The 21531-nt window shown below is 71.1% G+C and carries 23 protein-coding genes; 6 read left to right on the top strand and 17 right to left on the bottom strand.

Translation table 11 applies throughout. The features are described 5' to 3' along the window. From DVR05_RS26680 to DVR05_RS27975, 5 genes are all read right to left on the bottom strand, one after another. The coding region (locus DVR05_RS26680; RefSeq protein ID WP_394341621.1) for an ATP-binding cassette domain-containing protein at nt 1–318 on the bottom strand (318 nt) is incomplete at its 3' end. A gap of 311 nt (nt 319–629) precedes the next feature. Then, nucleotides 630–932 (bottom strand): hypothetical protein, encoded by a 303-nt coding sequence (locus DVR05_RS19620; RefSeq protein ID WP_116247379.1) that lies wholly within the window; start codon nt 930–932, stop codon nt 630–632. A 74-nt stretch (nt 933–1006) separates the two neighbouring features. Then, nucleotides 1007–2038 (bottom strand): adenosine deaminase, encoded by a 1032-nt coding sequence (locus DVR05_RS19615; RefSeq protein WP_116247378.1) that lies wholly within the window; start codon nt 2036–2038, stop codon nt 1007–1009. 87 nt (nt 2039–2125) lie between these two features. Next, on the bottom strand, nt 2126–2419 hold the full coding sequence (locus tag DVR05_RS27980) for a hypothetical protein (RefSeq protein WP_369974560.1): 294 nt from the start codon (nt 2417–2419) through the stop codon (nt 2126–2128). 195 nt (nt 2420–2614) lie between these two features. Further along, complete coding sequence (locus DVR05_RS27975) at nt 2615–3091, bottom strand: alpha/beta fold hydrolase (RefSeq protein ID WP_369974559.1); 477 nt, start codon at nt 3089–3091, stop codon at nt 2615–2617. Between the two features lie 76 nt (nt 3092–3167). Here DVR05_RS27975 and DVR05_RS19605 point away from each other — a divergent pair, with 76 nt between their 5' ends. Beyond that, nucleotides 3168–3575 carry a TIGR03618 family F420-dependent PPOX class oxidoreductase gene (locus tag DVR05_RS19605; RefSeq protein WP_369974558.1) on the top strand — a complete coding sequence of 136 codons (408 nt, stop codon included), beginning with the start codon at nt 3168–3170 and terminating at the stop codon, nt 3573–3575. A 49-nt stretch (nt 3576–3624) separates the two neighbouring features. Here the strand turns inward: DVR05_RS19605 and DVR05_RS19600 are convergent, their stop codons facing one another. Together DVR05_RS19600 and DVR05_RS19595 are read right to left on the bottom strand one after the other, a co-directional pair. Further along, entirely contained in the window at nt 3625–4563 is a 939-nt protein-coding gene (locus tag DVR05_RS19600; protein ID WP_116247377.1) for a ribonuclease Z, read from the bottom strand. Between the two features lie 56 nt (nt 4564–4619). Beyond that, nucleotides 4620–5105, bottom strand: a complete 486-nt coding sequence (locus tag DVR05_RS19595; protein ID WP_116247376.1) for a MarR family winged helix-turn-helix transcriptional regulator — start codon at nt 5103–5105, stop codon at nt 4620–4622. 150 nt (nt 5106–5255) lie between these two features. On the opposite strand from DVR05_RS19595, the gene DVR05_RS27840 reads away from it, so the two are divergent. Next, the gene (locus tag DVR05_RS27840; RefSeq protein ID WP_116247375.1) at nt 5256–6848 is read left to right on the top strand and encodes an FUSC family protein; all 1593 of its coding nucleotides are present in this window, start codon (nt 5256–5258) and stop codon (nt 6846–6848) included. Between the two features lie 321 nt (nt 6849–7169). Here DVR05_RS27840 and DVR05_RS28065 read toward each other — a convergent pair whose 3' ends face one another. The 3 genes from DVR05_RS28065 to DVR05_RS19570 all read right to left on the bottom strand — a co-directional run bounded on the left by DVR05_RS28065 (nt 7170) and on the right by DVR05_RS19570 (nt 9775). Next, the gene (locus tag DVR05_RS28065) at nt 7170–7325 is read right to left on the bottom strand and encodes a hypothetical protein (RefSeq protein WP_394341622.1); all 156 of its coding nucleotides are present in this window, start codon (nt 7323–7325) and stop codon (nt 7170–7172) included. Between the two features lie 951 nt (nt 7326–8276). Next, complete coding sequence (locus DVR05_RS19575) at nt 8277–9047, bottom strand: putative protein N(5)-glutamine methyltransferase (protein WP_116247373.1); 771 nt, start codon at nt 9045–9047, stop codon at nt 8277–8279. A gap of 392 nt (nt 9048–9439) precedes the next feature. After that, entirely contained in the window at nt 9440–9775 is a 336-nt protein-coding gene (locus DVR05_RS19570; RefSeq protein ID WP_116247372.1) for a hypothetical protein, read from the bottom strand. A gap of 1711 nt (nt 9776–11486) precedes the next feature. On the opposite strand from DVR05_RS19570, the gene DVR05_RS27110 reads away from it, so the two are divergent. Continuing rightward, nucleotides 11487–11636: a hypothetical protein gene (locus DVR05_RS27110; protein WP_198659252.1), complete on the top strand. Its 150-nt coding sequence runs from the start codon at nt 11487–11489 to the stop codon at nt 11634–11636. A 257-nt stretch (nt 11637–11893) separates the two neighbouring features. Here the strand turns inward: DVR05_RS27110 and DVR05_RS19560 are convergent, their stop codons facing one another. Beyond that, complete coding sequence (locus tag DVR05_RS19560; RefSeq protein ID WP_116247381.1) at nt 11894–12901, bottom strand: NAD(P)/FAD-dependent oxidoreductase; 1008 nt, start codon at nt 12899–12901, stop codon at nt 11894–11896. A gap of 246 nt (nt 12902–13147) precedes the next feature. On the opposite strand from DVR05_RS19560, the gene DVR05_RS19555 reads away from it, so the two are divergent. Both DVR05_RS19555 and DVR05_RS19550 read left to right on the top strand, forming a co-directional pair. After that, entirely contained in the window at nt 13148–15532 is a 2385-nt protein-coding gene (locus tag DVR05_RS19555) for an excinuclease ABC subunit UvrA (protein WP_116247380.1), read from the top strand. A 133-nt stretch (nt 15533–15665) separates the two neighbouring features. Next, nucleotides 15666–16013 (top strand): helix-turn-helix transcriptional regulator, encoded by a 348-nt coding sequence (locus DVR05_RS19550; RefSeq protein ID WP_232832228.1) that lies wholly within the window; start codon nt 15666–15668, stop codon nt 16011–16013. An 18-nt stretch (nt 16014–16031) separates the two neighbouring features. Here the strand turns inward: DVR05_RS19550 and DVR05_RS19545 are convergent, their stop codons facing one another. From DVR05_RS19545 to DVR05_RS19535, 3 genes are all read right to left on the bottom strand, one after another. Then, nucleotides 16032–16991, bottom strand: coding sequence for a LysR family transcriptional regulator (locus DVR05_RS19545; RefSeq protein WP_116247369.1), 960 nt, complete (start codon nt 16989–16991; stop codon nt 16032–16034). A gap of 112 nt (nt 16992–17103) precedes the next feature. After that, nucleotides 17104–17847: a Mut7-C RNAse domain-containing protein gene (locus DVR05_RS19540; protein ID WP_116247368.1), complete on the bottom strand. Its 744-nt coding sequence runs from the start codon at nt 17845–17847 to the stop codon at nt 17104–17106. Between the two features lie 25 nt (nt 17848–17872). Next, nucleotides 17873–18829 carry a GlxA family transcriptional regulator gene (locus DVR05_RS19535; RefSeq protein WP_116247367.1) on the bottom strand — a complete coding sequence of 319 codons (957 nt, stop codon included), beginning with the start codon at nt 18827–18829 and terminating at the stop codon, nt 17873–17875. A 129-nt stretch (nt 18830–18958) separates the two neighbouring features. Between DVR05_RS19535 and DVR05_RS19530 the strand changes: the two genes are divergently transcribed. After that, a complete protein-coding gene (locus tag DVR05_RS19530; RefSeq protein ID WP_116247366.1) occupies nt 18959–19414 on the top strand; it encodes a nuclear transport factor 2 family protein in 456 nt (151 codons plus the stop codon). Here DVR05_RS19530 and DVR05_RS19525 read toward each other — a convergent pair whose 3' ends face one another. The 3 genes from DVR05_RS19525 to DVR05_RS19515 all read right to left on the bottom strand — a co-directional run bounded on the left by DVR05_RS19525 (nt 19415) and on the right by DVR05_RS19515 (nt 21502). Then, entirely contained in the window at nt 19415–20176 is a 762-nt protein-coding gene (locus tag DVR05_RS19525; protein ID WP_116247365.1) for an SDR family oxidoreductase, read from the bottom strand. An 89-nt stretch (nt 20177–20265) separates the two neighbouring features. Further along, entirely contained in the window at nt 20266–20808 is a 543-nt protein-coding gene (locus DVR05_RS19520) for an MOSC domain-containing protein (protein ID WP_116247364.1), read from the bottom strand. Nucleotides 20809–20890: 82 nt separating this feature from the next. Continuing rightward, nucleotides 20891–21502 (bottom strand): histidine phosphatase family protein, encoded by a 612-nt coding sequence (locus tag DVR05_RS19515; protein ID WP_116247363.1) that lies wholly within the window; start codon nt 21500–21502, stop codon nt 20891–20893. Nucleotides 21503–21531: the final 29 nt, after the last annotated feature.

Here is a 21531-nt window from a genome sequence, read left to right as displayed (position 1 = left end):
TGTGGGGTCGGTGTGGATGAGTAGTGGGGGGTGGGTGGGGTGGGGTTCGGTGGTCAGGTGGGCGGTGGTGTGGGTGGTGATGTGGCCGTGGGTGGGGGTGGTGTGGCCGGTGAGCAGGTGGGTCAGGGCGGTGGTGGCGGTGGGGGACAGGCCGATGAGGGCGACGTGTTCGCCGGGGTGGACGGTCAGGTCGAGGTGGGTGATCAGGGGGGTGCGGTCGTGGATGAGGGACACGTTGTGGAGCTCGATGAGGGGTGGCCGGGTGGGTGGGGTGGGGGCGGGGCTGGCGTGCAGCTTGCCGCGGTGGGAGAGCTTCACGGGTGTCCGTTCGTGTGGGTGGTCGTCTGGTGGGTGGGATCGTCGCGGGTGGGTGAGAGTTCTGTGGGGGTGCTCGCGTCCTCGGTCGGGGTGGTGTGTCGAGGGTATGCGGTGCGGGTGGGGTGGGTGGTGGCGGTGGGGCCGGGGTGTTGGGGCTGGTGGGGTGGTGGCGGGAAGGGTGGGGTGTGCGCTTGGTGGCCGAGATGGGGCCATGCGACGTGAGGTGGTCTGGTCATCGTCGTCTTCGGCGTTGTGCGGAGTCTGGGCGTGACGGGTCCGTTGGAGGTGTTCGCGGGGGCGCCTGGGGTGGACTACCGGGTGCGTGTGGCGTCCTTGGGTGGTGGTGCGGTCACGACTTCCTCCGGTGTGGGGGCGGTCGGGCGGGTGTCGGCGCGGGCGCGACGTACGGCGTCGGTGTGCGCGGGGGTGTTCGTGGTGGCCTCGGCGGGGGTGAGTGCGGGGCTCGACATGGGGTTGATGTTGGCGGGCCGGCGCGGTGCGGAGTTGGTGCAGTTGGCTGTCGAGTACGATCCGGCGTCGCCGTTCGAGGCGGGTTCGCTGCGGAGCGCGCCGCGTGAGGTGGTGGAGTTGGCGCGGTCGCGGTCGGGGTTCATTCTGGGCGGCGTGCAGGTGTGGTGGTCGGGCCCGGGGCCGCACCGCCCTCGGGCCCGTTCGTGTGTCGGGTGGGTCAGGGGGTGGGGTGGGCGTCGAGTTGGGCGATGAGTTCGTCGCGGCGCCGGGGGTCCAGGAAGGCGGCGGTGAAGGAGTTGCGGGCCAGTTGGCGCAGGGTGGTCTCGTCGAGGCCGAGGCGGTGGCGCAGGGCCTCGTAGTTGTCGTGGACGTAGCCGCCGAAGTAGGCGGGGTCGTCGGAGTTGACGGTGACCAGCAGGCCGGCGTCCATGAGGGCGGGCAGGGGGTGGTCGGCCAGGGTGTTGACGGCGCGTAGGCGCACGTTGGACAGGGGGCACACGGTCAGGGGGGTTTGGGTGGCGGCCAGGTGGGCGGTCAGCTCGGGGTCCTCCAGGCAGCGGATGCCGTGGTCGACGCGCTCGACCTTGAGCAGGTTGAGGGCCTGCCAGATGTAGGAGGCGGGGCCCTCCTCACCGGCGTGGGCGACGCAGCGCAGCCCCAGGGCGCGGGCGGTGTCGAAGACGTGGGTGAACTTCTCGGGCGGGTGGCCGAGTTCGGCCGAGTCCAGGCCCACGGTACTGATGCGGTGCAGGTGGGGGCGGGCGGCGTGGAGGGTGGCCAGGGCTTCGGTGGCGGGGCGGTCGCGCAGGAAGCACAGGATGAGGTGGGTGCTGATGCCGTGGCGCTCCAGGCTGGTGTCCAGGGCGGCGCCCAGTCCGTTGACGACGGTGTCGAGGCTGACGCCGCGGCTGGTGTGGGCCTGGGGGTCGAAGAAGATCTCGGCGTGGCGGACGCCCTGGGCGGCGGCGCGGGTCAGGTAGGCCTCGGCCAGGTCGGTGAAGTCGGCTTCGGTGCGCAGGACCGCCATGAGCTCGTAGTACAGGTTCAGGAAGGACTGCAGGTCGGTGAAGGAGTAGGCGGCGCGTAGGGCGTCGATGGTGGGGTGGGGCAGGGTGATGTCGTTGCGTTCGGCCAGGGTGAAGGCGAGTTCGGGCTCCAGGGTGCCTTCGATGTGCAGGTGGAGTTCGGCTTTGGGCAGGGGTGTGGGCACGGGGCGGGTCTTTCGTGTACGGGGTTGGTGTGTGGCCATTGTGGCTGATGGGTGAGGGTGGTCGGGGATGGGGAACGGGCGCCCACGTCGGTGGGCGCCCGTTGGGTGTGGGGGTGGTGGTTTCCGTTACCCGGGGGTGCGGGCAAGGCGGTCGGTGGCGGCGCGGGCGGCTTGGAGCATGGTGGGTTCGCCCTGGGTTTGGCCGCGCCCGTGGCCGGCGCCGGAGAGGATGGTCAGTTCGGCGTCGGTCCAGTGCTGGGCGAGGCGGACGGGGATGTCGGCGGGGCCGCTGATGTCGAGGCGGCCGTGGATCATGTGGCCGGGGATGCCGTTGAGGGTGTGGGCGTGGTCGAGGAGGTGTCCCTCGGGCAGGAAGGCGGCGTTGCTCCAGTAGTGGGTGACCAGGCGGGCGAAGGTCATGCGGAAGTCGGGGTCGTTGTAGCGGGGGTTGGGGCGGGCTTCGGGGACGGTGGAGATGTGGACGTCCTCCCACCGGCACCAGGCGCGGGCGGCGTCGTGGCGTACGCGCGGGTCGGGGTCGGCCAGGAGGCGGGCGTAGGCGGTGGCCAGGTCGTGGGGGTTGGCGTGGGGTCCGGCGGCGTGGCGGAAGCGGTCTCATTCCTCGGGGAAGACGCGGCCCATGTCGTGGGTGATCCAGTGGACTTCGCGGGCGGTGGTGGTGGTGACGGCGACCAGGACCAGGGCGTGGACGCGGGTGGGGTGGGTTTGGGTGTAGGCCAGGGCCAGGGTGGAGCCCCAGGAGCCGCCCAGGACGAGCCAGGTGTTGATGCCCAGGTGGGTGCGTAGGGTTTCGATGTCGTTGATGAGGTGGGGGGTGGTGTTGGTGGTCAGGTCGGTGGTGGGGTCGTGGGCGGGTGGGGTGCTGTGGCCGGTGCCGCGTTGGTCGAGGAGGATGACGCGGTAGTGGGTGGTGTCGAAGAAGTCGGTCCAGCCGGGGTGGCAGCCGGAGCCGGGTCCGCCGTGGAGGACGAGGGCGGGGGTGCCGTGGGGGTTGCCGTGGGCCTGCCAGTGGAGGTGGTGTCCTTGGCCGACGTCGAGCATGCCGTGGGCGTGGGGGGTGGGTGTGGTCATGGTGACTCCTTGTGGTGGGGTGTGTGGAGTCTAGGGGGTGGGATGCTGGGGTTTTCGACGGTGATTGGGGTGCCTTGTGAGTGGGTCGGTGCTGGCCGAGGACGAGTTCGTCGTGTTCTGGAGTGAGCGGCGGTTGTGCATGTTGGCCAGTCCGCGTCCGGACGGGAGTATCCACCAGGTGCCGGTGGGGGTGACGTTGGACGCGGAGCGGCGGGTGGCGCGGGTGATCTGCGATGGTGCGAGTTACAAGGCGCGGAATCTGGCGGCGCGGGCGGGGACGCGGGTGGCGGTGAGCCAGGTGGAGGGGCGTCGGTGGTCGACGTTGGAGGGTGTGGCGCGGGTGTCGCGGGATCCGGGGGCGGTGGCTGAGGCGGAGCGCCGGTATGAGGAGCGGTATCGGCGGCCGCGGCAGAACCCGAATCGGGTGGTGATCGAGATCGCGGTGGATCGGGTGTTGGGTAGCGTGCGGCCGGTGTGGGGGTGAGGTGAAAGGGGGGTGTCTCACCCCCTTTTTTTGTGTGTGGTGGGTGGGGTCAGTGGGGTGTGGCGGGGCGGGGTGGGACGGGGACGCGTTCGAGGTCGGCGGCCAGCACGATGGGGCCGTCGAACTCCTGTGCGGCTTGGGCGACGAAGTGGGGTTCGTCGGTGGCGTCGTAGCGTTCGGACAGGTGGGTCAGGACGAGGGTGCGTACCTGGGCTTGGGCGGCGATGCGTCCGGCCTGGCGGGCGGTGAGGTGTTGGTAGGAGCGGGCGAGTTCGGTTTCGCTGTCGAGGAAGGTGGCCTCGGTGACGAGCATGTCGGCGCCGCGGGCGAGTTCGATGGCGTTGTCGCATTCGCCGGTGTCCATGACGAAGGCGAACACCTGTCCGGGGCGGGGGGTGGCGCAGTCGGCGAGGGTGATGGTGCGTCCGTCGTCGGTGGTCAGGGTGCCTTGGCGTTGGAGTTGGCCGATGTGGGGGCCGTGGATGCCGTGGTGGCGGAGGCGGTCGGGGAGCATGCGCCAGCCGTCGGGTTCGGCGATGCGGTAGCCGTGGCAGGGGATGGAGTGGTTCAGGGGCAGGGTGGTGATGTGCAGGTCCTTGTCTCCGGGGATGTGGGGGGTGTCGGGGGTGAGGGGTTGGCTGATGATGACGCTGGTGTCGTGGAAGACGGAGGCGTGGCGTAGGCGGCGCCAGTAGGGTTCGCCGTCGGCGGGGTAGGCGACGCGGACGGGGTGGGGGACGCGGTCGCGGGCCAGGCGTTGGATGATGCCGGGGAGGCCGAGGCAGTGGTCGCCGTGGAAGTGGGTGACCAGGATGCGGGTGATGTCGGTGGCGGCGAGTTTGGCCAGGCGCATCTGGCGTTGGGTGCCTTCGCCGGGGTCGAGGAGGATGCCGTGGTTGTCCCAGCGCAGGAAGTAGCCGTTGTGGTTGCGGTTGCGGGTGGGGACGGCGCTGGAGGTGCCCAGGACCACGAGTTCGCGTACGGACATGGGTTGGATCATGCCATCTGCGGGGTGGTGGGGCACGGGGTTTGTGGGGGTGTGGTTCAGGCGGGGTCGATGGGGGTCAGGACGCGGCGCAGGAGGTCGGCGAGTTGGGTGCGTTCGTGGTGGGTCAGGGGGGCCAGGAGGGCGGTTTCGCGGTCGAGTTGGGTGGGGTAGAGGCGGTCGATGAGGTCGCGGCCTTGGGGGGTGAGTTGGACCTGGACTTCGCGGCGGTCGCGTTGGAGGGGGGTGCGGGTGATGAGGCCGGCGTTTTCCAGGCGGGTGAGGCGTTTGGTGGTGGCGGCGCCGGAGGAGAGGGTGGCGCGGGTGAGTTGACGGGGGCGTAGGCCCTGGGGGGAGCGGCGCAGGGCGGACAGGACCTCGAATTCGGGGCGGGTGAGGTCGCTGTCGGTGAGGTGGTCGTCGGTGATGGTGTTCAGCAGGCAGGCCAGGCGGCGGACGCGGCCCAGGGTTTCCATGCTGGACAGGTCCAGGTCGGGGCGGGTGTGGGCCCAGGCGTCGCGGAAGCGGGCGACGGCGTCGCTCATGGTGTGCTGTTTCTGACGGTGGGTGGTGGGGGTGCCCCCGGGTGGGGGTGCCGTGGGTCACCAGCCTACAGTAGTTTACTTGTGAATTACTTTGGTTCTGTTCGGTGGGCGCGCCTGTTCGGTCCGGGAGGTGCTCCGCGGCCCCGACGCGTGATCGGCAACGTCGCGGTGACGGCGGTGCGCGCCGGGTTGTGCGTGGCCGTGCCCCTGGTGGCGCTGGTGGGGGTCGGCCGCCTGGACCTGGCCCCGTACGCGGCACTGGGGTGCTTCACGGCCCTGTACGCGCGCGATGACGCCTACGCCCGGCGCCGCCGGGTTCTGGCGCTGGTGGGTGCCACGTTGACGGTGTCGGTCCTGGTGGGGTCGCTGACCAGGGCCCTGGTCGGTGGGGCGTGGGTGCCGGTGCTGGTGGTGGCGGTGGTGGCCGCGGCGGTCAAGTTCGTCTCCGACGCCTGGGGCTTCGGTCCGCCGGGCGGGATGATGTTCGTGTTCGCGGCGGGGGTGAGCTCCTACACCCCCCAGAGCATGGACGCGATACCGGTGCAGGTGGCCGCGACCGCGACGGCGGCCGCCCTGTGCTGGGTGGTGGCGTCGGCGGGGGTGCTGGTGCATCCGAGCGCCCCGGAGCGGTTGGTGGTGGCGCGTGCCCTGGTGGCGGTGGCCCACCAGCTGCGGGATCCGTCCCTGGAGCGGCGCCGGGACGCCGAGGCGGCGGTGTGCGGGGCCTGGGAGTCGGTGGTGTCCGCGCCGCGCCGGCGTGTGGCGGTGGGTGAGCTGGAGGTGTTGACGGCGCGCGCGGACCTGGCGTTGGCGGGGTCGGGGGACCGGGCGGTTGACGCGCGCACGGCCGCGGAGTTGACCGGGTTGGCGCGGCGGTGCCGTCGCCGCCGGGTGCCCGAGGTGGGGGTGGGTCAGGGGGAGCGGGCGGTGTTGGCCGCCCACGCGGAGCGGGTGCGCGGGGCCTGGCCGGGTGCGCCGGGGTGGGGTGCGCGGCTCGGTCGGGCGTGGCGGTGGCCTTCGGCGGTGCCGGTGTCGGTGGCGCGGGTGCTGGTGGCCGCCGCGGTGGCGGGGGCGTTGGCGCCGGTGTTGGGGGTGGAGCACTGGTACTGGGCGGTGGTGTCGGCGGCGTCGGTGCTGCAGGCCACGAACGCGTCCTCGACCTGGCGTCGGACGGTGCAGCGTGCCACGGGCACGGTGGCGGGGATCGTGGTGGCGGCGGTGGTGTTCGCGGTCGATCACACGGTGTGGAGCACGGTGGTGTTGATCGTGGTCTGTCAGGTGGGGGTGGAGTTGGTGGTGATGACCCACTACGCGTACGCGGTCGTGTTGGTGACGCCGTTGACGTTGGCGTTGTCGAGTCTGACCCAGCCGGGGGCGGCCACGGACGGGATGGTGGTGGAGCGGTTCTGGGCCACGGTGTTGGGGGCCGTGGTGGGTGCTGTGGTGTGTGTGGTGGTGCTCAATCGGCGGGGTCCGGCGCGGGTGGAGGCGGCGTTGGCGGTGTGCGAGCGTGCGTGCGCGCGGGTGGAGTCCGGTGGTGGTGTGGGGGACCGGTACCGGTTGGCGGGGGCGTTGGTGGATCTGTGGCGGGTGCAGGCCGAGGCCGAGGGGGAGGTGTGGTCGCGTGGTGGTGACGTCGGGCGGGTCAGGGGTGTGGAGTCGCGGGCGCGGGCGCTGGTGGACGAAGCTCGTGTGAGGGTGGCTGGGGGGCGGTCGGCGCGGGGTGTGGGGGTGGGGGGTTGAGGAACACCAGCATCTTGGGCTCGGAGTCGCGGCTGGCCGGCCTGGAGGGGATCGGCCGCCGCCGGGACGACATCCTGCGCGTGGTCGCCTTCGTCACACTCGGCACGGACAGGGCCGGGCGGGCGCCGCGACGTGCGCGAGCCCGACCAGATTCTGGATGGTGACACGGTGTTCACTCCGGAGCCCGGCACCTGTGGTTGTATGCGGCCGGAGCTGGGTTCTGGTGCTTCGGTGATGTCGTGGTGGCGACGGTTCCGAGGGCACTTCTGTACAGGTGTGACCGGTTCGGGGTGTTTCGTGCCGTGGCCGCAGGATAGTGCGTTACACCGTATCGCCCTTTTCCGTGGCGGCGCGCACCAAGGCGTTCAGCTGTGCGTCGACGGCGTCCAGGGCTGCTGAGGTGCGTTGGGCACGGCACATGGCGACGGCGCCTTCGACGGCGGCGACGGTGAGCGCGGCGACCTCCTGCCCGGCCAGACGGGCTGAACCGGCCCCGCCCCTTCACCCGACGGAAGACCGTATGCACTCCACCACGAAATCACCGGCCGGCGCACCCGGCACGGCGCACGAAGACGGCCTGGCGGCCCGGCGCGAGGCCATATCGGCCCTGGGCGGCGAGCTGCGCTCGCTCGTGGAAACTGTCGTGCGCACCACGGCCCCGACCTGCGCGCTCGGGATCTGGCGCGAAGCGTGCGCACCCTTCACCGGTCGCTGCGCACACCGCTGCGGGAGCGCTCACAGATCCCCGACACGGACGGCTTCCCGCGCGGCCCGCGTCTGTACAACCCCGCCTCCGGGGCCGGCCTGGTGGGGACGTGCACCTTGGGTACCGCCCACGAGGGTCCGCCCGCTTTCGCGCACGAGGGCGTGAGCGCGATGCTGCTCGGCGACCTCATGGGATGGGCCTGCACCGCCGCCGGTCGGCCGTCCATGACCATCTCCCTGGACCTGCGCTGTCAGCGGTCCGTGCCGCTGCGAAGGATTCGGCGATCCGCCGCCGGTCGGGGTCGTCGTCGAAGTAGTCGACCTCGCCGGCGCCCAGGGCCCCGGCTCGACCGTCCCCCAGGCTCCAGGCGTCGCACTGCTTCTGGAAACACGATCTGCGGCCCTCCGCGCCCCGGACCCCGGACCCCGGACCAGCGCACCCTGCTGCGGTTCCCGCGCACCATGGCCTCGGGACAGGGCGATCTGCCACCCGGCCTGCCACGCCGGGCTGCGCGCGGCCGAGATCGTCGCGTTGGAGGCGGCCGAGTCGATGGGGCGTGCCGCCCTCGACACCATCCCCGCCACGCCCCGCCGACGCCGACAAGACCCGTGTCTTGGGGGCTCACCACCGACCGGTGGGCGGGTCGTGCGCCCTTGGCGCCGGATCCTGCTGGGGTGTGGGGGTGGTGGCCGACGTGCGTTCGGGTGTGGGGTTCAGCGGTGTCAGCGGTGGGCGACGAGGATGGTGGCGTCGGTGTGGGGCTCGGTGACGACGTGGGGGGTGAGGCCGCCGTGGGTGAGGGCGGCGCTGGCCTGGGGGATCTGGTGATGGTTGACCTCGATGAGGAGGTGGCCGGTGGGGGTGAGCCACCGGTGGGCGTCGGTGGCGACGCGGCGGGCCAGGTCGAGGCCGTCGGGGCCGCCGTCGAGGGCGTGGCGGGCCTCGTGGTCGCGGGCTTCGGGAGGTAGGAGGGGGATCTGGTCGGTGGGGACGTAGGGGACGTTGGCGACCAGGACGTCGACGTGTCCGTGGAGGTGGTGGGGGAGGGCGGTGAACAGGTCGCCGTGGTGGACGTGGTGTCCGGGGAGGTTGCGGCGGGCGCAGGCGACGCTGGCGGGGTCGATGTCGGTGGCGTGCAGGGTCAGGCCGGGGTGGGTGTGGGCCAGGTGGGCGCCCAGGGCGCCGGTGCCGCAACACAGGTCGACGGCGGTGCCGTGGGGTGGTAGGAGGGTGGCGGCGTGGCGGGCCAGGTGTTCGGTGCGGGGGCGGGGGACGAACACTCCGGGGTCGACGGCGATGCGTAGGCCGCAAAAGCGTGCCCAGCCCAGGACGTGTTCGAGGGGGGTGCCGGCGCAGCGTTGGTCGGTCATGGCCGCGAGCTGGTCGGGGGTGTGGGCGGTGGTGGCCAGGAGGAGGGCTTCGTCCTCGGCGAAGACGCAGCCGGACCGGCGTAGGCGGTGGGTGAGGGACGACAGGGTGTGGGGCGGGGCCACGGGTGCCTTTCGGGTCGTGGGTCGCCCGGGTTCAGGGGGTCGTGGTTGATTCGATCCCTGGTGAGGGCGCCCAGCGGTTGATGGCGAGGATCGCTTCTCACCTCCCCTGGTCGTCGTGCGCGGGTGTCACCGTACACCACTTTGTGTGATTTTGTCGGGTGTGTGGGTGTCGGGGGTGTCCCCCGTTCGGGAAGGGTGGCCGCCTTGGGCGATCGGCTGGCCCGTCGCGCGCACCGCGACGACGGCAGGGGCGGTGCGGTACGGGGTCGTGAAGACGCGATCTGTCTGGGCTGACACGGGGGCGATCGCGCGCCGCCTCGAACGCTGTGCGCCGCGGACGGGTAGGGGCGCCCTTCGGGATCGCCCGGCTCCGTCCGCGGCAGGCGCGGGACTCAGTCAGACATGCAGGACTCGACGTCGAGTTTCACCGCCGTGTACTTGTCCGACAGGCCCCAGGAGTCGAACAGCGTGCGCACCCGCTCCTGGAAGACGTCCAGGGCCTCTTGCGTCTGGCCGTGTTCTTGGAGCACGTCCTGTGCCAGGACCAGGAGCTGTCCCACCTTCGTCGCGTTGAGGTCGATGTCGTTGTCGTCCAGTGCCTGCGCCGTGCACCGCACAAGCCTCTCTTCCCAGGTGGCGGCCGAGGTGACGGTGGGGGCTCCCCCCACGAGAGCCGCCGCCATCACCGGGGCGATCGCGAGCGAGAAAAGTCGACGTCCGGATGCCATGTGGGCCTCCTCCCCCGTCTGACCTGGGCGTGTACGTTCTTGACTGCCCACAGTCGGGCGAGCCTGAACGTGGGAGTCGACGCCAATCCGGTGCCTGAGCCGAGCCCGGGGCCAGGCGGGTGGCACAGGCCCTGTCCCCCGGCGGTTGTCGGACGCGCCCACCGCGGTGAACCTGGCCACCAGGTCGCGCCCGGGGCGGGCGGTCCGGTGCCCCTGCCCGGGAGGGAGCCTTCCGTGGGAGGGAATGAGGTGCTCGGCCGCGCGGCAGCGGCGGTCGGCCCCGTGAGAGGGGAGATCCCTCGGTTCGCGTCTGACAGGACAGCGGTGGCTGTATCCGACGCGTTTTCGCGGGTCAGAGTGGGTGGCCTAATAACGTTGGCGCCCCTGGGAGGGCGGGTGGAGGAGCCTGGGGCACCCCCACACCGCCAACCTCCGAGAAGGTTCACTTATCGGAGGTTAAAAATGGGGGTCTCTGCGGATGGATTTCGTTGATTCACGGCCAGTTTCGTTTTGTTGTTACGTTACCAACGAAACGAAACTCTCTGGGGGTCGGAACAGGCACGGCGAACGAGGAAGAGGAGGGATTCGGCTCCGTGCTGCGCTCCAGCGCGGAGAGCGCCGCACGAGGCCATGTCCGAGCTGGAACAGTGCTTCCGCCTGCCCCCTGACGCCCTCACCCCGGCCCGCAGCAAACGCACCCCTGCCGCCCAACCGGGGTGGGCGGTGCAGTGGGGCACTGTGCGCATGCTCGGCGTCTTCCAGACCGACCATCCCACCCGATTACCGACCGGGCCCAGACCGCCTGCGAGCACGCCTGGCAGATCCGTGACACCTTCGGCACCGACCTCGTACACGGCCGTGGCGAGGTGGCGACTGAGCCGGTCGACGTGGACAAGGCCCGCGCGTGGGAAGCGCTCGCCACCGATCGGTGAGTGTTCGAGACCGAGTCCGATTCATGCTGTTCATCGGCCGTGCGGTGCTGTTGTTCACCGCCCTGGGCCTGGGCGAGGTCGGACTGCTGGCGGCGGCCGTGTTCGCCCTCGGTCATGCCGAGCCGCTCCCGGCCCGTTCCCACACCTGCCACGCCCCACCGATCTGCTCCCACAGGTCCCGCACACCATGCCCGGTGATGTCGGGGCCACCGGCCGGGGTGGCGACGTCCACCGTGGCCTCCCCCGACCACCCCGGACGGTCACCGTGCGTCGCTTGTCATTGAACTCAAAGTGATAAAGTCACTCCGCTCAGAAACCAGCACCCCAGTGCCGACAGGCCGACCGACGAAAGAGACGAGTGAAGCCTCTCCGCCCCCTGGCACTGGCGCTCTGCCTCACCATGACAGCCCTGCTGACAGCGTGCGAGGTCCCGATGGCGTCCAACCTCGGCCTCCCCCAACAGCACCGCAAGGAGCTCAACGCCTTCCAGGAGAGGAGACCGGCCCCGGCCTGTCGGCGAGCATGGGAATGTCAGTGCCCTCCCTCTGCCTCTCCTCCCGCCACGGTGAGTGATGGGGCAGGAGACTGCACCGCACAGCCGGGTCGAGGGCGAGCTCGTCCTCTGGGCGTGGCAGTCTGTGGTGTTGGCCCGCCGCTCCTGAAATACGCCGGCTGCGCTGATCCGTCGGCGCCCGGACGTGCAACCGGTACCCCCGGGTACAGGTTGGCCGTCCGGGGTACTTCCCACCACCGGGGACCTCACGACGGGAGCGAGCACGATGACTGATCCGGGGTGGGTGCCACAGTCCTGCGCGCTGCCCACCGAGGAGCGGCCCCTGCGCGTCGCCGAGTGGGATGCTCTGTTCGCCGAGCACCTGAGGTCGCTGTCCAGACCCCAGCCGCTCCACCTGCGTCTTGACCTGGCCTGAGGCCCGGGCGTCCGGGAGCGGGTCCGTGATCTGGTGCAGCGCGAGAGCGGTTGCTGCTCGTTCTTCACCTTCACCATCGCTCCCGGCCAGGACGTGGTCGGCCTGGACGTCTCGGTGGACCAGGCGCACGAGGCGGTCCTGGACGCCCTGGTCGTGCGATCCGCTGCCGCCGGGAAGCAACGGAGACGTCGGGACCCGTCACCGTGGCACTGTCGCAGTCCCACCGGGACGAGCCCTGAGTGGCGTCACGGCCGTGGTCAGCGGGTGCCCGTGGCCTGTCGGAGCGGGTCGGCTTCGGTGGTGGCGGGGGTGTCCATGGCGTGCACGGCGCGATCGGTGTCCTCGGTGACCAGGTCGGCGTTGATCGCCGCGGCGGCGGTCGCGCCGGAGGCGGCCGACCCGAGGACGGTGGCGGCGGGGTTGGTGAGGTTGCCGGCGGCCCACACGCCCGGGATCTGGGTGAGGCCGGTGGGGTCGGTGGCGATGTGGGCGCCGCTGGGGTGGGGTGCGGGTTCCAGTCCGAGTGTGGTCAGGACGGTGGCGCGTGGGATGGCACGGGGTGCGACGGCCAGTGCCCGTAGCGGGATCGTCTCTCCGGTGTCCAGGTGGACGCCGGAGAGCTGGTCGTCGGTGGTGGCCAGACCGGTCACCCGGCCGGTCACGACGGTGATCTGGCGTGCGGCCAGCTGTCGGGCCTCCTGGGGTGTGGGGTGGGGGTTGGTGTGGAGGAGGAGGGTGAGGTGGTCGGTCCACTGGCGGAACAGCAGGGCCTGGTGGACGCTGCGGGGGCTGGTGGCCAGGACGCCGATCGGCTGGTCGCGGACCTCCCAGCCGTGGCAGTAGGGGCAGTGCAGCACGTCGCGTCCCCAGCGTGGTCTCAGACCGGGGATGTCGGGCAGGTCGTCGGTGACGCCGGTGGTGACCAGTAGGCGCCGTGCGTGGGCGGTGCGGTCGGTGTCGAGTGCGACGGTGAATCCGTCGGGGGTCGTGGTCGCTGAGTGGGCGTGGCCGGTGATGATCTGGCCGCCGTAGCGGGTGACTTCGTCGCGTCCGGTGTCCAGCAGGTGTGCGGGTGGGGTGCCGTCGCGGGTGAGGAATCCGTGCATGTGTGCGGCCGGGGCGTTGCGGGGTTGGCCGCTGTCGATCACCAGTACGGACCGGCGGGCGCGGCCGAGCATGAGCGCGGCGCTCAGACCGGCGGGGCCCGCGCCGAGGATCACCACGTCGTACCGGTCGTCGTGGGTGGGTCGGGTTCGTTGGGTCATCGTGACCACCTCCGCGAGCAATCTGCCGCCCGGGGTGGGAGGACGGCAAAGTTCGTTGCCGAAACCGCACGGGGTGGGGTCGGTGACGTATGGGGGTGGTGGGGTGGGTGTGGTGATCAGGATTCGAGAAGCCCGGGGTGTGGGGTTGTCGGTAGCGTGATCGACGCGGACGTCTTCCGGGCTGGTGCCAGGGGTTCTTCGGTTCGCGTGAGGGTGTGGTGATCGATGGGAGTCGGACCGATGGGTATGGCGATGGGGGATGCTGGGGAGTCGTCTGGGGTGCACCCCGCTGACAGCCACGATCTGATCCGTGTGCACGGTGCGTGTGAGAACAACCTCAAGGACGTCAGTGTCGAGATTCCCAAGCGCCGGTTGACGGTGTTCACGGGCGTGTCGGGGTCGGGGAAGAGTTCGTTGGTGTTCGGGACGGTCGCCGCGGAGTCACAGCGGTTGATCAACGAGACCTACAGCGCGTTCGTGCAGGGTTTCATGCCGACGTTGGCGCGGCCGGAGGTCGATGTCCTGGACGGGTTGACGACGGCGATCATCGTCGACCAGCAGCGTCTGGGTGCTGATCCGCGTTCGACGGTCGGTACGGTCACCGACGCCAACGCGATGCTGCGGGTGTTGTTCAGCCGGTTGGGGAGGCCGTATGTGGGTTCGCCCAACGCGTTCTCCTTCAACGTCGCCTCGGTGCGGGCCAGTGGGGCGATCACGGTGGAGCGCGGTGAGCGCAGGACCGTGAGGCAGACGTTCAACCGTGTGGGTGGGATGTGTACGAACTGTGAGGGTCGGGGCACGGTCTCCGATATCGACCTCACCCAGCTCTACGACGATTCCAAGTCGATCTCCGAGGGCGCGTTCACCATCCCGGGGTGGAAGTCGGACAGTTTCTGGACGGTGCGGGTGTACGCCGAGTCGGGGTTTTTGGATCCGGACAAGCCGATTCGGGAGTACACCGAGCAGGAGATGGCCGATTTCCTGTACCGGGAGCCGACCAAGGTGAAGGTGGAGGGGGTCAACCTCACCTACGAGGGGTTGGTTCCGAAGGTGCGCAAGTCGTTCCTGGCCAAGGACCGGGAGGGGATGCAGCCGCATGTTCGGGCGTTCGTGGATCGGGCGGTGACGTTCACGACCTGTCCGGAGTGTGGGGGGAGTCGGCTCAACGAGGCGGCCCGGTCCTCGCGGATCGGTGGGGTCAACATCGCTGAGGCGTGCGCGATGCAGATCAGTGACCTGGCCGAGTGGGTGCGTGGTGTGCGGGAGCCTTCCGTGGCGCCTTTGGTGGGGGCGCTGCGGCGGACGTTGGACTCGTTCGTGGAGATCGGGTTGGGGTATCTGTCGTTGGAGCGGCCTTCGGGCACGTTGTCCGGTGGTGAGGCGCAGCGGGTCAGGATGATCCGTCATCTGGGGTCGTCGCTGACCGACGTGACCTATGTGTTCGACGAGCCCACCACGGGGTTGCACCCCCATGACGTCGAGCGGATGAACGGGCTGCTGCTGCGGTTGCGGGACAAGGGCAACACGGTGCTGGTGGTGGAGCACAAGCCGGAGGTGATCGCGATCGCCGACCATGTCGTCGATCTGGGTCCCGGCGCCGGCGCGGAGGGCGGCACCGTGTGTTTCGAGGGTTCGGTGGCGGGGTTGCGGTCGGCCGGGACCGTCACCGGGCGGCATCTGGACGACCGGGCCTCGTTGAAGGGGTCGGTGCGCGGGCCCACCGGTGTGTTGGAGATTCGTGGTGCGAACACGCACAACCTGCGTGATGTGGACGTGGACATCCCGTTGGGGGTGCTCACGGTGGTGACCGGTGTGGCCGGGTCGGGCAAGAGTTCGCTCGTGCACGGGTCGATTCCCGCAGGGGAGGGGGTGGTGTCGGTCGACCAGAGCCCGATCCGTGGTTCGCGGCGCAGCAACCCGGCGACCTACACCGGGCTGCTCGATCCGGTGCGGAAGGCGTTCGCGAAGGCGAACGGGGTCAAGCCGGGGTTGTTCAGCGCCAATTCCCAGGGGGCGTGCCCGGGGTGCAACGGGGCCGGGGTCGTCTACACGGATCTGGCGATGATGGCGGGGGTGTCCTCGCCGTGTGAGGAGTGTGAGGGTCGGCGGTTCCAGGCGCAGGTGCTGGAGTACCGGTTGGGTGGCCGGGACATCAGTGAGGTGCTGGAGATGTCGGTGGCCGAGGCGCACGTGTTCTTCTCCGGGGAGGCGGCCAAGGTGCCGGCGGCCGTGCGGGTGCTGCGGCGCCTGGAGGATGTGGGGCTGGGGTACCTGGGGCTCGGCCAGCCGCTGACCACGTTGTCGGGTGGGGAACGGCAGCGGCTGAGGTTGGCCACGCACATGGGTGACAAGGGCGGCGTCTACGTTCTGGACGAGCCGACCGCGGGTCTGCACCTGGCCGACGTGCGGCAGCTGTTGGAGTTGCTGGACCGGTTGGTCGACTCGGGCACGTCGGTGATCGTGGTCGAGCACCACCAGGCGGTCATGGCGCACGCCGACTGGATCATCGATCTGGGTCCGGGTGCGGGTCACGACGGTGGGCGGATTGTCTTCGAGGGCACGCCCGCCGATCTGGTCGCGGCCCGTTCCACGGTGACCGGTGAGCATCTGGCGGCCTACGTGGGGGCGTGAGCGCCGGTGGCGGGGCCGCCGCGGTGGGTGTCGGGTCGGGTTCCTCCCTTCGGGTGGGGTGTCGTGGGACACTGGCCGGGTGAAGCGTCCGAACCTCGATGACCTGGTCCGGTTGCGGCGGGCCCGTGACCGGATGGACCGTGACTACGCCCAGCCGCTGGATGTTCCGGCGTTGGCGCGTCAGGCGCTGATGTCGCCGGGGCATTTCTCCCGTAGTTTCCGGGCCGCTTTCGGGGAGACGCCGTACCGGTATCTGATGACGCGTCGGATCGAGCGGGCCAAGGCGCTGTTGCGGCGTGGCGACCTGACGGTGACCGAGGTGTGTTTCGCGGTGGGCTGTACGTCGTTGGGGTCGTTCAGTGCGCGGTTCGCGGAGTTGGTCGGGGAGAGCCCGAGCGCCTATCGGGCGCGGGAGCATGGTGAGGGCGCGGCCGTCCCGGCGTGTGTGGCCAAGATCCACACGCGTCCGGTCAGGGGTTGAGCCCGTCCGGGTGGGGTTTCACGTGGCGGGTTCGCACACGTGCGGTCCTGGTCGCAGCAGGTGGTCGCGGACGCGGATGACGTGCGGGTTGTAGGGGGTGCCTGGTCGTTGGGCCAGGTAGGCGGTGTTGATGGGTGGGTCGTCGGTCTCGTGGAGGAGGACGAGCGCCCCGGAGGCGAACGCGTCCCTGCACAGGTAGGTGGGCAGGACGCTGAAGCCGGCTCCGGCGACCACGGCCGCCAGTACGCCGCGTAGGTCGGGCACGGTCAGGGAGGCGCGGCAGGTCAGGCGGCGGCCGAACACGTGGCGCCAGTAGCGGCGCACGATGGGCAGGTCCTCGGCGTAGGTGACCAGGGGGACCTCGTGCAGGGCGGTGGGGCCCTCCTCGGCCAGGCGGTTCTTGACGCGGTGGGCCCAGGTGGGTGCGGCGACCAGGGCGAACTCCTCGTCGGCCAGGGGTTCGGACAGCAGGGCGCGGCCGCGGGGGCGGGTGGTGGAGATGACCAGGTCGTAGCGGCCGGCGCGGAGTTCGTCGAGGAGGGGTTCGGCCAGGCCGGTGGTGATGCGCAGGCGGACGCCGTCGGCGACCAGGGGTGCCAGGGAGGCCATGACGCACGTGCACAGGTACTCGGCGGGTCCGGCCAGGTGGACGGGGGCGGCGGGGGGTAGGTGTTCGGGGTCGTGGCCGGTGGCGGCGGTGAGTGCGTCCAGGGGGGTGGCGACGCGGGCGGCCAGGTCGTGGGCGAGGGGGGTGGGGGTGACTCCGCGTGGCAGGCGTTCGAACAGGTCGTGGCCGGTGGTGCGTTCCAGGTTGCGGATCTGGGTGGTGACGGTGGGTTGGGACAGGCCCAGGAGTGAGGCGGCCGCGGTGAAGGATCCGGACCGGTAGACGGCCAGGAAGGTGCGCAGCAGGTTGAGGTCCGGTTGTGCCGCCAGCAGGGGCGGTGTGGCCGGGTCGTCGGGGTGGGTGTGCCTCATGGTTGTTGAGTCTATGGATGTGTGCGCTGGTCGGGGGCGGGTTGTGGATGGTGTGGCCCTGTGCGGGGCCCTGGTCGTGCCCGGTTGTTTCGTGGTGGTCTTTGGTCGGTGGTCAGGGTGTGGGGTGGGCGGTGAGGGTGGCTTGGGCGTCGCGGATGATCTGGGTGAGGTGTTCGTGGTGGGCGCCGGGCCAGTACACGTGGCCGCAGGTGTCGCAGCGGGCGAAGGTGTCGTAGGTGGCGCGGGTTCCGGCGGGCAGGGTGTGGGCGACCTCGCCCTTGTCGACGTGGGAGAGGGGTCCGTTGCATTCCAGGCAGCGGGTCCAGGGGGCCAGGGGTGGGGCGAAGCGGTCCAGGACGTCGGTGAGTTGCTGGTCGGGTTGGTCGTGGTGGATGTGGGCGCCCGCGCGTAGGGCTTTGCGGCACAGGAGTTTGCGGTCGCGGGTGAGCAGGACGCGGTGTTGGTCGTTGGCTTGGCGGACGAGGGTGGGGTCGTCGCGGTCGTTGTGGTAGTCGGTGTCCAGGCCGAGGAGGCGCAGGCGGCGGGCGAGGGTGCCCAGGTGGACGTCGAGGAGGAAGCGGGGCGGGTCGAAGCCGGGGGGTAGGGGTTGGGGGCGGGGGACGGGGGTGACGTCGATGATCTGGGCGGGGCCGGGGCGGTGGGTGGGGTCGACGGGGTGGCCGTCGGCGTACAGGGTGCCGATCTCGGTGCGGGGGATGCCCAGGGATTCCACGATGTGGCCGAGGGTGGAGGTGCCGTCGTGGTCGGTGTGGACGGGGGCGTCGTTCCGGTGGCGTGGGGGCAGGAAGAACCGGAGTTCGGGCGCGATGCGCAGGGTCAGGGTGGCCTGTTCCATTCCTCCAGGATGGCACGGGGGTGTGTCAGGGGGTGGTGGTGCGGAAGCGGGCGCGGTAGGCGGAGGGGGTGATGCCCAGGTGGCGCAGGAAGGCGCGGCGGAGGGATTCGTCGCTGCCCAGTCCGCTGCGGTGGGCGGCGGTGGTGACGCTCTCTCCGGTTTCGAGGAGGGTTTGGGCGGCTTCCAGGCGGACGGTCTCGACGTGGGCGGCGGGGGTGGTGCCGAGCTGTTCGTGGAAGAGGCGGGTGAGGTGGCGTGTGCTGACGTTGGCCAGGGCGGCCAGGGCCGGGGTGGAGTGGTGGGCGGCGGGGTCGGCCGCGATCGCGTCGAGGACGGCGCGGAGCCGGTTGTCGCGGGTGGGCGGGGTACGGGAGGGGGCGGAGAACTGGGACTGTCCGCCGGGGCGTTGGAGGAAGACGACCAGGTCGCGGGCGGTGTCGCGGGCGGTTTGGGGGCCGTGGTCGTCTTCGACCAGGGCCAGGGACAGGTCGATGCCCGCGCTGACTCCGGCTGAGGTGAGGATGTGGCCGTCGTGGACGTGGAGGGCGTCGGGTTCGACGCGGACGCGGGGGTGGACGCGGGCCAGCAGGGCGGTGTGGCGCCAGTGGGTGGTGGCGCGGCGGCCGTCGAGGAGTCCGGTGCGGGCCAGGGCGAAGGCTCCGGTGCACACCGAGGCGACGCGGGTGGCGCGGTCGGCCAGGGTGTGGATGGCGTCGGCGAGCCCGTCGGGGGTGGGGGTGCGGGGCAGGGTGGGGGACCCGGGGACGATGAGGGTGTGGAGGGCGTCGACGTCGGCCGCCGCGGCGTCGGCGAGCAGGCGGGTGCCGGTGGCGGTGGTGACGGGGCGGCCGTCGGGGGAGCAGAGGACGGTGCGGTAGTCGGCGCCGAATCCGCGGGCGGTGCTGAGGACCTCCAGGGGTGCGGTGACGTCCATCAGGCGTGCCCCGTCGTAGGCCAGGACGGCGATGGTGCGTGGTGGCATGCGGGGTACGGTACCGCACCCGCGTGTCCGAATGTGTGGGTTTGATGTCGCTTGGGACATCGTGGTGAGTGTGGGGGCGCGGGCATTCTCGGTGTTGTTGGCAAGGTTCCGAGATGAGGAGAGTCGACCATGAGCCGTCCGCCCGTTCCGCCGTTCACCGAGTCCGACGCCCGGATGAAGGTGCAGGCCGCCGAGGACGCGTGGAACACGCGTGACGCGGCCAGGGTGGCGTTGGCGTACACACCGGATTCGGTGTGGCGCAACCGGAGCGAGTTCGTCACCGGTCGCGCTGAGATCGAGGCGTTCCTGCGGCGTAAGTGGGAGCGTGAGCTCGACTATGCGTTGCGTAAGGAGCTGTGGGCGTTCGGGGAGGACCGGATCGCGGTGCGGTTCCAGTACGAGTGCCGTGACGCGGAGGGCCGGTGGTGGCGCAGTTACGGCAATGAGTTGTGGGAGTTCGACGGGCAGGGGTTGATGCGGCGTCGGGAGGCGAGCATCAACGACGTTGAGATCACCGAGGACCAGCGGCGGATCTTCGGTCCCCGCCCGGTCGAGGAGCACGGGAGGCCGTTCCCCCTGGCGTGATCAGCGGTGGGGCGGGGGCGGGTGCTGGGCGAGGTGGTCGGCGAAGGTGGCGCGTCCGATGTCGCGTGCGGGGGTCAGGTGGTGGCCCGCCGCGTAGGCGGCGTAGGTCGCTCCGGGTAGGCGCACGGGCAGGACGCGGCGGTGGTCGTCGGTGGCGTCGAGGTAGGCGCGGGCCAGGTCGGGCATCGACTCCACGCGGGGGCCGCCCATGTCGGGGACGCGTCCGGCGGGGTCGTGTTCGGCCAGGTGGGCCAGGCGGGCGGCGACCTCGTCGGCGTCGACGGGTTGGACGTCGACGTCGGGTACGGGCACGAGGGGCAGGCGGGCGGCGGCGGTGAGGAGGCGCACGACCAGGTCGTGGAACTGGGTGGTGCGCAACAGGGTCCAGCCGAGCCCGGAGGCCTCCAGGGCGCGTTCGATCGTGTACTTGGCCTGGTAGTAGCCCAGGGGGATGCGGTCGACGCCGACGATGGAGATGTAGACGAGGTGGGTGGCTCCGGCGCGGCGGGCGGCGCGGATGAGGCGGGTGGCGGCGGGGATGTCGCCGCCGGTGGGGGTGGTGGCGCAGTGCACGATGGTGTCGGTTCCCTCGACGGCGGTGTCGAGTCCGGCGCCGGTGCGCAGGTCGACGGCGTGGGAGTGGGGGTCGTCGGGGCGGGGGTGCCGACTCAGGGTGCGCACGTGGTGTCCGGCCTGGCGTAGCCGGGTGGTGAGGGGGCGGCCCAGGGTTCCGGTGGCGCCGGTGACGAGGATCGTGTGCATGCGTGCCCCCTCTTCGCGTCCCGGGGTTTGACGCTAGCACCGGTGGGGCGGGGCTGGGGTGTGTGGTGTGGGGGTGTCGGGCGCGGAGGTCAGACGCGTTGGAGGGGGATGTGGGGTCCCTGGGGTGGGTGCACGGTGATGCGCATGCCGGGTTCGACGGTTCCGCTGGCCAGGACGGTGCCCATGATGCCGGCGCGGCGGGTGATGGTGCCGTCCTGTTCGCGGCGGACCATGTGCGCGAGGAGGCCGGGGGCGAAGTCGTTGATTTGGGCGCAGGGGTTGCGCAGTCCGGTGACGCGGATCCGGGCGTCGGGGCCCAGGTGCAGGACGGTTCCGGTGCCCAGGGAGAGCGGGTCCAGGCCTCGGGTGGTGATGTTCTCGCCCAGCTGGCCGGGCAGGACGTGGAACCCTTCGGTGGCGACCTCGTCGAGGAGTTCGGCGTGGATGAGGTGGACCTGGCGCAGGTTGGGTTGGGTGGGGTCCTGGGCGACGCGGGAGCGGTGCTGGACGGTGGTGCCCAGGTGGGCGTCGCCCTCGACGCCGAGTCCGGCCAGGAGGCGGATGCTGGGGCGGGTGGGTTTGGTGAAGGTGTGGGTGGGGTGGGCGCTGACCGCGGTGACGGTGGGATGCATGGCCGCCTTCTCCGTTGGGGTGTGGGCCGGGGTTCGGCCCGGGCGCGTTGTGGCACGTGGGCGGTGGGGGCGCTGCCGGGAGTCAGGGGGTCAGGTGGGGCGGGAAGCCGGTCCAGCGCAGGTCGGGGTCCAGGTGGGAGACGTCGTTGAAGGTCAGGAGTGCGGGGGCGCGGTCGGGAGCGTAGCGGATGACGGTGAGTGCCGCGTTGGCGGGGGCGAGGGCGGTCCACGTCCAGGCGGGGGCCCCGAGGGCGGCGCACACGATCCGCCCGACGAGGTAGGCGTGGGTGATGACGATGTCGTGGACGTCGTGGTCGCCGTCGGTGGGGCCGGTGAACCGGGACAGGGCGCGGTGGGCCAGGGCGGGGTCGCGTTCGGTGGCGGGATGGGCGTGGACGAAGTCCAGGATCCGGTCGGCGTGTTCGGGGGGTAGTTCCTGGCGGGTGGGGATGTGGGGGATGTAGTCCCCTGCTTCGGGGGTGGGGTGGGGGTGGATGCCGGGGAGGTGGTCGGCGACCAGGTGCGCGGTCTGGGTGGCGCGTGGCAGGGGGCCGTGGTGGAGGGCGCGGGGGGTGAGGGCGCTCAGGCGGTGGCCGAGTCGGGGCGCCTGGCGTCGCCCGGTGTCGGTGAGGTCGCCGGTGGTGGGGTCGGCGTTGGCGTGTCGGGCCAGGTAGAGGTGGCGGGTGGCGGGCATGGGGGTCCTTGGGGGGTGTGGGGCGGCGG

This window comes from Nocardiopsis sp. FIRDI 009 (assembly GCF_003386285.1).
Lineage (GTDB): Bacteria > Actinomycetota > Actinomycetes > Streptosporangiales > Streptosporangiaceae > Nocardiopsis.
This window is presented reverse-complemented; position numbering and strand designations above follow the sequence as displayed.